This window comes from Micromonospora sp. KC723 (assembly GCF_004348595.1).
GTDB lineage: Bacteria > Actinomycetota > Actinomycetes > Mycobacteriales > Micromonosporaceae > Micromonospora.
The window spans coordinates 19,789-31,071 of sequence record NZ_SMKD01000065.1 but is presented as its reverse complement, the minus strand read 5'-3'; the positions used below and the strand labels follow the sequence as shown (position 1 = coordinate 31,071).

General features: G+C 68.5%; 10 protein-coding genes. 4 read left to right on the top strand and 6 right to left on the bottom strand.

Going from position 1 to position 11,283, the window contains the following annotated elements; genetic code table 11:
* The 5 genes from E1165_RS16290 to E1165_RS16270 all read right to left on the bottom strand — a co-directional run.
* The coding region (locus E1165_RS16290) for an NAD(P)-dependent alcohol dehydrogenase (protein ID WP_132392336.1) at positions 1 to 932 on the bottom strand (932 nt) is incomplete at its 3' end.
* Between the two features lie 222 nt (positions 933 to 1,154).
* Entirely contained in the window at positions 1,155 to 1,379 is a 225-nt protein-coding gene (locus E1165_RS16285) for a helix-turn-helix transcriptional regulator (protein ID WP_132392326.1), read from the bottom strand.
* A gap of 2 nt (positions 1,380 to 1,381) precedes the next feature.
* Complete coding sequence (locus tag E1165_RS16280; protein WP_207916914.1) at positions 1,382 to 1,714, bottom strand: hypothetical protein; 333 nt, start codon at positions 1,712 to 1,714, stop codon at positions 1,382 to 1,384.
* Between the two features lie 499 nt (positions 1,715 to 2,213).
* Positions 2,214 to 3,683 (bottom strand): PLP-dependent aminotransferase family protein, encoded by a 1,470-nt coding sequence (locus tag E1165_RS16275; RefSeq protein ID WP_165945242.1) that lies wholly within the window; start codon positions 3,681 to 3,683, stop codon positions 2,214 to 2,216.
* A gap of 461 nt (positions 3,684 to 4,144) precedes the next feature.
* Complete coding sequence (locus E1165_RS16270) at positions 4,145 to 5,416, bottom strand: hypothetical protein (protein ID WP_132392320.1); 1,272 nt, start codon at positions 5,414 to 5,416, stop codon at positions 4,145 to 4,147.
* Positions 5,417 to 5,697: 281 nt separating this feature from the next.
* On the opposite strand from E1165_RS16270, the gene E1165_RS16265 reads away from it, so the two are divergent.
* Together E1165_RS16265 and E1165_RS16260 are read left to right on the top strand one after the other, a co-directional pair.
* Positions 5,698 to 5,919: a hypothetical protein gene (locus E1165_RS16265; RefSeq protein WP_132392318.1), complete on the top strand. Its 222-nt coding sequence runs from the start codon at positions 5,698 to 5,700 to the stop codon at positions 5,917 to 5,919.
* A gap of 1,108 nt (positions 5,920 to 7,027) precedes the next feature.
* Entirely contained in the window at positions 7,028 to 7,615 is a 588-nt protein-coding gene (locus tag E1165_RS16260) for a hypothetical protein (RefSeq protein WP_132392316.1), read from the top strand.
* 378 nt (positions 7,616 to 7,993) lie between these two features.
* Here the strand turns inward: E1165_RS16260 and E1165_RS29945 are convergent, their stop codons facing one another.
* Positions 7,994 to 8,692 carry a response regulator transcription factor gene (locus E1165_RS29945; protein WP_243704811.1) on the bottom strand — a complete coding sequence of 233 codons (699 nt, stop codon included), beginning with the start codon at positions 8,690 to 8,692 and terminating at the stop codon, positions 7,994 to 7,996.
* 769 nt (positions 8,693 to 9,461) lie between these two features.
* On the opposite strand from E1165_RS29945, the gene E1165_RS16250 reads away from it, so the two are divergent.
* Positions 9,462 to 10,295 carry a hypothetical protein gene (locus tag E1165_RS16250; RefSeq protein ID WP_132392314.1) on the top strand — a complete coding sequence of 278 codons (834 nt, stop codon included), beginning with the start codon at positions 9,462 to 9,464 and terminating at the stop codon, positions 10,293 to 10,295.
* A gap of 132 nt (positions 10,296 to 10,427) precedes the next feature.
* A complete protein-coding gene (locus tag E1165_RS16245; RefSeq protein ID WP_165945241.1) occupies positions 10,428 to 11,138 on the top strand; it encodes a hypothetical protein in 711 nt (236 codons plus the stop codon).
* Positions 11,139 to 11,283: the final 145 nt, after the last annotated feature.

Sequence of the window (11,283 nt, the reverse complement as noted above, 5' to 3'; positions counted from 1 at the left end):
GTCTTGAGGTAGTCGAGGGCGTCGGGGGTTCGGGCGAGGGGGTAGGTGCGGTCGAGGACCGGGGTGAGGGTGCCGGAGTCGATGAGTTCGGCCAGGGTATGCAGGTCGGCGGCGGGCGCGGTGGACATGAGGCCGGTCAGGCGCTGGCCGACGAGGGGCGACAGCAGCATCGCCCGGACTTGGCGGTCGGCGCCCTGGAGCACGCGTCCGCCTCCGGGCCCGCCGACGATGACGAGCGTGCCGCGGGGGGCGAGGGCGCGGCGCAGCTGGGTTAGGGGGCGGTTGCCGGCCGTGTCGAGGATGAGGTCGTACCGGTCGGTGCCGGTGGTGAAGTCCTCGCGGGTGTGGTCGATGACGTGGTCGGCTCCGATGGAGCGGACCAGGTCGGTCTTCGCGGTGCGGCACACGCCGGTGACTTGGGCACCGTGGGCCTTGGCGAGCTGGACGGCGAAGCTGCCCACGCCACCGCCGGCGCCGGTGACGAGGACCGTCTGCCCTGCGGTGAGCTGGCCGGCGTCGCGCAGTCCCTGGAGGGCGGCGCAGGCGGAGATGGGCACGGTGGCGGCCTGAGCGAAGGTGAGGGTGGCCGGTTTGGGGGCAAGCCTGTCCTGGTGGGCGCGGGCGTACTCGGCGTATGCACCGTCGCAGGCGCCGTAGACCTCGTCGCCGGGACGGAACCGAGTGACGTTGGCGCCGACGGCTGCGACGCGGCCGGCGACGTCCAAGCCCGGGACGGGGTTCTTGGGCCGGAGCAGCCCGAAACCGGCGCGCACCACGTAGGGCAGGCCGGTGATGACGTGCCACACACCCTGGTCGACGCCGGCGGCCTCGACGCGGACGAGCACGTCGTCGGCGCCGATAGCCGGGACAGCCATGTCGCGCAGCTGGAGCTGCGCCGGTGCGCAGTAGGTGTCGCGGGCGATCGCGATCATCGTCGTCATGGTCGTCTCGATCCTGTGCGGGTGGTCGTCGGGACGGTGACCGGGGTGATCGTCGGGTTGGTCGTGGGGAGTGGTTCTCTCGGATGACGTGGGGTCGGTCCCGCGATACGGGCGAGGCGTTGAGGGGCGTGCACGGTTTCCTCCTTGCTTTCGGGCGTGACGGGCCAGGCCCGCGAGGCGATCTCCTCGCACGCCGGGTGTACGTGTGGCTGGTTAGTCCTCGGAGTCGGGGTACTGGAAGACGTCGTCGAGCGGCACTTTGAAGACGCGGGCTATCTTGAAGGCCACCTCCAGCGACGGCGAGTAACGGCCCTGCTCGATGGCGATGACGGTCTGCCGGGTCACCCCGACGCGGTCGGCCAGCTCCGCCTGCGTCATCTCGCCGTTCGCGAACCGCAGGGCTCGGATCGAGTTCGTGACCTTCGTGGGCTTGACCATGGCTAGAAGCCCCGGCGGTACAAGACGATCTTTGCGATCGACGAGGCGAGCGCCGCCAGGACGAACGCCAGGTACAGCGCGTTGGCGATCCAGAAGTGGGCGGCCTCCGCCATGGCCAGGGCGAGCGGCACGATCGCGGTGATGCTCATGACGTAGAACCCGACGTACTCGCCCAGCCGGTGGATCTGCCGGTCGCGCTCGTCGGTCCGGCCGGCCTCCCTCGGCGAGGCGATGGCGGCTGCGATGCTGGCGACGATGCCCAGGCCGATCCCGGCACCGATGGCGATGAGCATCGGCCGCACATAGGCGATCCGCGCGACGTCCGCGTCCGGCACCTTCGACAGGACGGTGACGAAGTAGACCGCGCGGCCGCACGCGCCAAACAAGCTGAGGCGCGGATCTGACCCAGCCGAGGTGAACCCCTCGGCACTCGACGGCTGCGATGGCTTTGCGCCGTCGGATCCTGGGACATGCGACCGTGGTCGCCGGCACAAAGGTCGATGTCTCAACTTCCTGTCATCGGCTGCTTCTCTGATTGACCTGCGACCGTTGCCCGGCCAGGCCTCGGTCGAGGCGCCCGGGCTTTCGCTCTCACATCGGCTGCCCACGCTGGTCGTATGGCTCTCATCTGGCCTGCGCGCCCGGGCGTCGCACCAGGGCGGGAAGAGGCTCGAGAGGGATCGCTCGGCTCGAAGTAACGTTGCGGCGGGTGACGACCGGTGGATGACGCCCGAACCGGTCGAGCCGTGGTCGTCGTTACGTCGCTCACTGGTCTGCTACGTCGCTGGCGGCCACCGGCTGGGTGTAGGGCGTGGGCGCGGTCACGGCGGCCGATCAGCCTAGCCCGGCGAGGAAGGCCCGGATGGCTCTGATCCCGCAGCGGAGTTCTTCGTCGGGCAGGTGGCCGAAGGCCAGCACGATGCCGCCGGGCGAGTCCGCGGGGTCAACCCGGTAGAACTCCGACAGTGAGGTCACGGCCACGCCAAGACCAGCCAACTGGGCCACCATCGCGGTGGCCAGTTCCCGGGGCAGCAGCAAGGTCGCGGTCGACCCGCGAGGACCGATCATGACGCGGACGGGATGCGGCACCGGGTCGAGTGCAGCCCGCACCTGCTCGCGTCGCTCGGTGAAGAGCCGGCCGATCCGCGTGGCGCGATGCACGAGTACGCCGTCACGCAGCAGTCGGGCGTACGCGGCCTGTGTGGTGCGGGCCACCCGCCCGTCGTCGTCGCCGATCAGGCCCGCGATGCGTGGCGTGAGCTCGCGCGGTACCACCAGGTAAGCCAGGCCGGGGGGAGCGAGACTGTCACCGATCGTGCCCGCCATGGCCACCCGCTGCCTGCCGGCCAGACTGAAGAGTGCGGGCAACGGCAAGCCGTCACCGGAGCTGGCCTGTTCCGTGCTGATGTCCACGAGATAACCGCCGGTGCGTACGGCCCAGTCCACCAGGGCATGACGTTGATCCAGCGTCAGTACCGTGCCGAACGGATGGTTTCCCTCCGCGAACACCACCGCGACGCTGGCGGCGTCTCGGTGTTCCGGGACTGCGTTCTCCGGCAGGGCGCCGACCGTCCAGCCGGCCTGCCGGGCAGCCAGCACCGGATAGGCCGGTGCGGGCTGCTCCACCGCGATCCGCCGGCCCATCGACTGCGCCTGGCCGATCGCCTCGAACAGCAGCCAGCAGGCCTGACGTAGCCCAGCCGCCACGACCACCTCGTCGGCGTCCACTGCGATTCCCCTGGTGCGGCGAAGGTGTGCGGCGATGGCCTCCCGCAAGGTGGGCATGCCCAGTGGTGCCGTCTGATCCAACGGAGGCTGGTAACTGGCCTCCCGCCACGCGGCGCGCCAGGCGGCCAACGGGAACGCGCGTGTCGGGGCCGGGCCGGGGGTGAAGTCGCACACCCGGCGGGTTGGCGCCGCCGGTGCCCTGCGTCGGTGTCGCGGCGCGTCGGTCTGCACCTGCCGGACGTAGGTGCCCGACCCGGGCCTGCTCTCCACCAGGCCCTTTGCCAGCAGTAACTCGTACGCCGAGATGACCACGCCCCGGGATACGCCCAGCAGCCGAGCCAGGTCCCTCGTCGACGGCAGCCTCGTCGACGGAGCGAGTTGATCTCGGTAAATGGCACGGGCCAGTTGGGTTACCAGTTGCTGAGGCAAGTGCTCCGCGTGCTCGCGGCGCAGGCTGATGTGAACGGTGAGCTGATCGGCTCCGCGCATTTTTCCCCCATCGTCTCGGCGGCTGCCCGACCCGCCGTCTCGACCGGCCGGCACCCCAAGGCTTGGTCGACGCCGCGCCTCGGGCACCGTGGGCGACCCAGGCCGCCGTGACCCGGGTGACCGCCTGTCGATGCAGGTCAGCGACGTGCTGCGGCTGGCGGCCGAGCCCGTCCGGAAAAGAGTGGCAGGCGCTCCGGCTGACAAGGCGCGCTTCTGGACGCGGCTGGACAGCACTGGACGCCGGACGGCCGCGGAGCCGCGGCCATGATCGAGGGACCGTCGGTATCGGAGAGACCACCCCCTCATGGCGCCCGGCCGTCGGGTCGCCCGGCGGGTTTGCGCGTACCCTGCGGAGTTCGGCGCACCCGCTGCCAGCGCAACTGGACAGCACACTGGCGGCCTGCCGCCGTTCTGACCGCAACCCTTCGCTGGTACGGGAACTGGCCAAGGAGGCGCGGGCGGCGGGGGTACGGCGGCGGCCGGTGACGAGCGGGCCGAGACACGCCCCGACCGCTACGTGCGAGCACGCAGCGGTCGGGGCGGTGGCGTCAGCAGGCCGATCTCGTCCGTTGCAGGTTCTCGACCAGGCGCGCCACGACGGCAGGTGCGCTGGCGAGCGAGAAGTGGTCGACACCCGGGTTGTCGGAGAACTCGAAGCGGTAGCACGGCATGGTTGACCATGGTGCGATCGCGTCGTTGGTGATGTCCTCCTGGTTGCCGTCGCCGTCCCGGATGAACAGCTCGGCCGTTGTGGGGTCGAGCACCTGCCCGACCCTGAGGTTGGGCAGCGTCACACCGACGACCGTGGGCAGCCCCGAGCCCTTCTCGGCGTAGACGTCGACGTCGGGGAAGGACGCCGGGTCGGCGATCTTCACGAAGCCGGTGTAGTAGGCCGCCAGGTGCCTTGCGAGGGGCATGTCGGCATGCTCGAACAGCTTGAGGTTGTCCTTGGGTGTGTAGTCCGCCGCTGGCGTCGTCGTGCGAACCACCACCTCACGGTTGCCGAAGACGGCCGGGTCGGCGGCGCTCATGTACGTCGACGGGTGCGTCTGGTACATCAGCGCGCTGCTTTGCGCGTTCTGCACCGTGGTCGGGTACGAGAAGTCGGTGACGTTGAGCCCGGTGAAGAGAACGCCGTAGAGCAGCCCCTGCCCCGGCCAGTTACCGGCCAGCGGCGTGAACCCGTGGATGTACTTGCTGCGCCAACTCTTGCTGGTGTGGGTCAGCAGGTACTGGGCGTAGAGCGGGCCGTTCGAGTGGCCGACCAGATGGACGGGCGTGTTGCCGTTGCCGTGGTAGGTCTGCTCGATCAACGAGATCGTCCGCTTGAGGAACCCGCCCTGGTCGGGGGTGCGCCGGGAGTCGTAGCCAGCCACGCGGATGTCCTTGTTGCGCACATAGCCGTGACGCTCCAGAGCCACGTAGAGCGGCTCGTAGAAGGGCGCGCTCTCCGTGCGTCCATAGTGCTTGATCTCGACCCTGACGCCCGGCTGGTCGCTGAAGCGCTCCGCCATGGGCTTCGCCGGGCTGGGGTCGTAGGTGAAGGTCATCAGCCTGTCCCGGCAGACCTGGCTGAAGCGGGAGGTGGTGTCGTTGCCGAACCAGTCCTCGAAGTATCCCGTCGCCGGGCAGCGCGGATGGCTGAACTGCCGGTCGACGTTCACCTTGAGTTTGGTGAAGTGGAAAGCCGGAAAGACGACAACTGGTGTACGGGCGGCGCTGCCGGTCGCGCCTTCCCCGGCAGCCGTCGCGGTGCTCGAAACGAGAAGCCCCGCCGCGGCGGCCAACGCCACCACGGCGATGCGGATTCTGCGTCTCATGTTCTCTCCCCTAACTGCCCCGCACGCTTGGCGTTTCGCGGGCGATCGCAATACCTGATCTCACTCGCCGAGCAGCCCGATCCTGATCGCGCCCAGCAGGGGCGGTACGGCCCGCGGGTTCTCAGTCCGGGTGTAGCCAGGCAGGCATGTCGGTCTGCTGACGGACCTCCTGGCCGTCGGTCAACGCCTCACCTACCACCTCCCGTCCGGTTCGTGATCTCAGGATCGGAGCCGGTTGGCGGTCGTAGCGGACCACTTCGCCACGGGAACCGGTGGACCGGATGCGGCGGACCGGTGAGTCCGGCAAGGATGTCGGTGCGCTGCTCGCCGTGGCCGTCCTTGCTGTGCGGGGCCGACCGCAACCCAAGCGTCATGGGCCGGTGCGTCAGCTGCGTCTGTCCGACCATGCGGTGCGGCACGCGCTGTCGATCGTCGAGGCACCGGACGTCTTGGACGTCGAGATGGGCCAGTGGTTGGCTGGGGCAGGCATGGTTGGGCGCTGAGCTGGGGGAGCGGCGGCCAGAGCACATGGTGTGCATGGAGGTGGTGGGGCGGGCCTGTTCACGTCCGTCGCCATCCGCCCTGGCCGCCCGGATTCCTGGCCGCGGCAGATGACGAGTCCGCCTGGGGCCGGCCACGCAGATCGTTGCGGAACCGGCTGCCCGGGGGATCGACCTCACCGACAAGGCCGCCGTCGAGGCTGTCGTCCGCGAGCTGAACGCCGCCGGCCTGGCCCGGAACCTGACGGAGTAGCCGTCCAGGTTCGGGCGATGATGTCCTAGGAAGCTCGCGGGGGTTGAGGCGTCTCACCTCCGCGAGCAGCAACGCCGCCGTGCCGTTCGTTTACGGCCTCGCTCTGCCTCGCCTCCGCGCGCCCTTCGGAGACCGGCATCGGGTCTTCCTGTACCGGATTTGCCGGACCTACGTGATCGTCGTGTCGCGGTGCATCCGCGTCCACCGGTCTGACGCTGGACACCGCGCGGTGCGTGCGGGGTCAGGCATGGTGGGCCTGTGGGTCAGGCCGGTGGCGCGCCGTTTGCGGGTAGGGGTGCGATGACCTTGTGAGTGACATCGACGCCACGAAGCGTCAGGCCGCCGACGAACTCGACGCGACCTGGCAGGATCCGGACAACGGCCCCGCACCTCCGGGATGCGGTCGTCGATCATGATAGCTAGGGCGAAGCTGTGACCGCTGCTGTCACATCCGTGCGGGATACCGGGTGATCGCCGTGGTCGTGTGCGGCACCGACGACCCGTACACGCTGTCGCGGACGCTGAACTCATCCCTACGCGGGTCGCCGGCTCCGCCCCTGCCATCCTCGCAACGCGGCCCACCCAACCGAGGCGGCGCGGTGATCACCGAACTTGTCGCTGAACGGCTGGAGGTGGTGCCGGGGGGATCGACGCCCGGAGGTGTCCGTCCGGCAGGTGTCGATGGCCGAGGGACCGCGGTTGCGAGAGATTCCGGACCGCGAGAGGCCGGGTGAAGCCGCTGCGGCGATCGGTAGGGGCACCGATCGCGGACCCGACGTCGGGGCACAGCCAGTGGTGGGGCAAACTACCCGGGGTCACGAACACTTACCCGGAAAGGTTCACGGTGGGACGTTACCCATGAGACTGAGTTATTGCCCGGACACGACCGCCGCTGACTGGCTCGTGGAGTCGGACACGCCCGCCGAGCAATTGATCACATTCGGGCCCTCGGGTTTCGAGGCGTTCGCGCGGCTTCGCTTCATACCTGATCCCACTGGCCCGGGCCAGGGCGAGGCGGATGCCGACGTTCCCGACGATCACCCCTCGGACATGGAGCAGACGCGGCGTGCGCTGCGTCTCCTCGCGGCCTTCACGTCCACTCCGGAGGAGTGCTATTTCTGCCTCTGGGAGGGGTACTCTGACGCCCCACTGCCGCCGGAGGTACAGCGCGGCCGCCTGGTCGAGGTGCCCCACCGCCGCTACGCCCTGCTTCGCGGTTCGCTCAACGACATCGACGCCTGGGAGGCGGACCTCGGCGGTGGGCGAACCATTGCACCACCGGCGTTCGTCTGGCCCGCCGACCACAGCTGGTGTTTCGTCAGCGATGTCGACCCGCACTGGGCCGGAATCGGCGCCGAGCAGGCCGCCATCGACGCGCTCGTCGGCGATCCGCAGCTCGACGTCGTACCAGCCCGCCCGGCAGACAGCCACCCCCAGTACCGCTGATCGGCGCGCGGGCCCCGAGCCGCAGGCCGGTACCCCGGAGTTCGTTGGCCGCCGCGGCGCGGTCACTGCCACTACGTCAGCTAACGCCGCGCGAGGACGACGGCGACGGACCGGCACGCCCGCCGGCTCGACGGTGGATGGGTCAGCACCACGCGGGCTGCCGCGCTGGCCAGTCGCCGTCCCGTGCCGAACTGGTCAAGCTGGTACGGCGGCCGGCGACCTGGCTGTTGCTCGCCGTCGCGCTCGTACTCACTCACCTTCTCGGCGCGCGGCTGCCCGGAGCGCTGCTGATCGTCGGCCCGCCCGGCTCGGGCGGGACCGGCGCCGTGATCATCTCTGACCCGCACGGCCTCACCGTGAACCCGGCTCAACCTGGCATCAGAAACTCTGTCGGCTGGCCACAGCGATCGGTTCCGGCTGTGGTTGGTGGCCCAGCCATAGCAGGATCGCCTCGGATTGTCGGCGTACCTGTAGTTTCGCATAGATGTTGCTCAGGTTGTTGCGTACGGTCTTGCCGGTCAACCGGAGGTGACCGGCTATCTCGGTGATTGTGTGGCCGGTGACGAGGAGCTCCATGATCTGCCGCTCGCGGGGGGTGATGGTGCTGGAGTGTGTACGCGCCGGTGTCGCGGGAACCGGCTGCATGTGTCTGAGCAAGGTGGTTGCTGCGGCTGGGCTGAGGCAGCTTTCTCCGTTGGCGGTGGTGATTACCGCGCCCCTCAGGCAGAACTCCGGTGTCTGCGTGAGGACGAGGTAGCTGGTAGCGCCATGATCGAAAGCGGTGATCACGTCCTGTGGGTCGAAGCTGCGGGAGGCGACCAGCACTGCTGGCATGCTGGGGCCGAATGTCCTGTGCAGCTCCCTGACGTCGGCGGCTGGGTGATGGCCGTAGCACACGACAACGTCGTCGAAGGGGCGCACCACGGACAGGTCGCCCGTCACTCGCGGGTGCAGCGGGCTCAGACTGGGAGGTTGGGTGCCGTCGTGGCTGACCAGAGCAACTGAGAGCGACGGCACGACCTGCGTATCCTCGATGGCCTGAGCGCACCATTCCTGGCCATGGTCGACTGTACTCATATCCCGGGATCCATGCCGAATGACTCCTTCCCGCCATGCCGCCTGTTCCGCGCTGGGACCGGCCGAGTATCGGCTGTGCTGAAAGCATGTGTCCACAACGCCTCGCCACGACGCCAATGTAGTTATCAACACAGGCGGATGGTTGAACCGGAGACTCGCGTCGTCCGTACCACACCCGGGCCGGCGGCATGTCACCGAAGGGGGCGCACGTACCGCTGTCCAGAATCGTAGCGGCGCATCGACAGCCAGCTTCGCGGTGAACTCGGGTGAAAGGCCCGGTGTCACACCGATGCCCGGGAACGCTAGACGGCAAAGGACCTGCGCGGCGGCGGGGGAGTCGATGCCGGCGGCACTGGTTGGTCCGGATCCACCGTTCGACCAATGGTCACGCACCGGTTCGCCAGAGGTCGACGAGGGTCGCGAAGCGTGGCTGGCCCGGGCGTGCGGCGAGCATTGCTCACGATGATCATCCCTGCCGGGGGCCTGAGGCGGTCGGCTGCTTGGTCCGGCGGTGGCGTGGTGGTGGGGCCGCACACAGGAGCCACGCTCGCCGAACCGCCTCCGGCCGTCCACATAGCCGCAGGTCAGCCGCCTCGTCCGCGAGTACGCAATCACTCTGGTCGGATGCCGTCCTCGGAGATTCTGTGACCTTGTTCACAGAATTGAACCGGGAGAGATTGAACCGCGATCGCGGTGGTTGCCGGGACAACTGTCCCTTCTGATCCCGCCGAGACGCGGTTTTCCTGAACGCCACACCGTTCATGTCGCGATGGCATCGAGAGGGAGAACGATGAAACGTCGTCTTATCGCGGTTGGATCGACGGTCGTGATCGGCCTTGGGGTCGTGACGATCACCCATACGGCGCACGCGGCGGAGGCGGGCTGCGACCCCGCCGGGGATGGAAGCGTCAAGATCGTGAGCCCTTGTCCGAAAGACGAGGCCGTGAAGCTCTGCAAGGGCTCGTTGAAGATCAACGGCAAGCAGCAGTTCTCCTCGTCATTCACCCAGACCTTCCCGGCCGACACCTGTGACTTCAGGGTGACGGAGGTGCTGGGGGCGGACGACGCGAAGCCGATTTTCGGCGAACCGTTCAGCCCGTCGAAGGAGGTGGTCAACTGCCCGCCCAACATCAACAAGAACCTGTCGTTCGAGATCAAGGTGGAGCAGGGCGCGGCGAAGATATCCGGCGATTTCGTCGACGACGGCGACACCTTCTCCGCGAACTTCGTCAACCTGCTGGGCGCCGAGTGGGGCGCGCACGGCACCGAGAGCACCCTCGCGTCCGAGATCAGGACGGTGACGACGACGCGGACCGTGAACGTGCCCGAAGGCAAGAAGGGAACCTTCCAGTTCATCCCTCGGCGAGCGCAGATCAAGGGAGTCTGGACCGTTACCGGCGGAACCCGCAACAGCGCCGGCGGGGGCCCCTTCGGCCCCCGGAACACGCCGTGGGAGTGGAGCTTCGAGACCACGATCGACGCCCCGCTGCTGTTGCCCAGCGGCGCCGCCGACGGCGAGGCGCGACCCAAGCTGACGGACTGCACCGGGGACGAGTTCAAGGACGACGACCCCCAGCCGTTCCCGCCGGAGCCGGCCCGGTAGTCCGTCGCCGGACCGTGGTCACATCCACTCTCGCGAGACTAAGGAGTTACATTGTCCACGTACCAGCTTACCCACGGTAACCGAAAGACCGGGCCACGATCCCGGCGGCGCCGTTACCTCGTCGTCGGAGCAGTGCTCGCGATCGCCGCGGCTGGGCTCATCCCGCTGATGAACCGCAACAACGCCAGCGCGGCAACCGCGAGCGAGGTCGCCCTGCACTGCCGCGACGGATCGCCGCTGCTGGAGAAGTGTGATTTCATCCAACGGACGGAAACGATCACGAACGGGGACTCCTTCCGGGTCAGCGAGGTGGAGAACAACTGCGACGGGACGAAGCCCGACCCGTTCGGATTCGACGTCGAAGTGCGATCCCAGGCGGAGGCCCGGATCGAGTCTGGTTCCTTCTTGAACGTCAGCGGATCCCTGGGACTGGAAGGCGTGTTCCAAGCCGCCGCCACAGCGGCGAGCAAGCGATTCAAAATCACCGGCTTCCGGGAGGACTCGTCGGTCTCCTTCGAGGTCAAGGCCGACATCGAACCGAAGACGCGGGCGGCAATCTACTTCCGTCCCGAGGTGTTGCAGGGCGGCGGCTACCTGGAGGCCGCCTACCAGGAGGCGGACGCCGACGGGACCAGGGTGTTCTTCTTCCCCGAACGGAACGCCGACACCGTGCTCGTGAGGTTCCCGTTGGCCAACGACAACGGCGACCCGAAGGGCTTCTACTGGGTGCGCAGCGTGCCGTGTCTCAGCAACTCCCGCCTGGTGATCCCGAACTTCAACACTGCCGACTTCGGTGAGTTGACTGGCTTCGGAGTCGTCGACACCCCGATCTCGGTGGGCTGACCGCCGCACGCGGGCTTCGCGTGCGAGCACCCCACGGTCGATGGCCGACCCGCGCCACGGGTCGGCCATCGCGTGAACTGGCCGCCATCATGCTCGACGTGGACCGGTGGCGGCGAGTGGACGCGGCTACCTCGAGACGCGGTCA